The organism is Pseudomonas sp. BP01 (assembly GCF_022760795.1).
GTDB classification, from domain to species: domain Bacteria; phylum Pseudomonadota; class Gammaproteobacteria; order Pseudomonadales; family Pseudomonadaceae; genus Aquipseudomonas; species Aquipseudomonas putida_Q.
In genome coordinates, this window is sequence record NZ_JAFBKA010000109.1 from 1 (window position 1) to 360 (window position 360).

Annotated in this window: 1 protein-coding gene; it reads right to left on the reverse strand. The window is 60.6% G+C overall.

The window, feature by feature from the left end:
* Nucleotides 1–360 (reverse strand): immunoglobulin-like domain-containing protein (locus JOY50_RS28705; RefSeq protein ID WP_243056192.1); only part of this gene is annotated, 360 nt, incomplete at both ends.

Sequence of the window (360 nt, forward strand, 5' to 3'; positions counted from 1 at the left end):
CTTCGGTGACCGAAGGGGTCGCAGTCAACTTGGCCACGACTTCGTCGATGGTGTCGGTGACATCCACTTTCGCAGCGCCGCCCAACTCCAGGTTTTCGAAGGTGGCGCCGGTAGCGTCTACCGCCGACTTGATGCCCAGGCTGATTTCGCCAGCATCTTGGTAGACGTCGTCGCCTTGCGCATCGTGGGTGTACGGCGCGCTGGTTTCGCCCGCCTTGATGGTGACCTGGGCATTGTTGCTCAGGGTCACAACCAGGTCGTGGGCCAGCGGTTGGTTGATATGCACGGTGAACGTCGGTTTGACGTTCTCGGCCACCGAAGTCTGGTCGGCGGTAATGGTGACCTTGACCAGATCGCCTT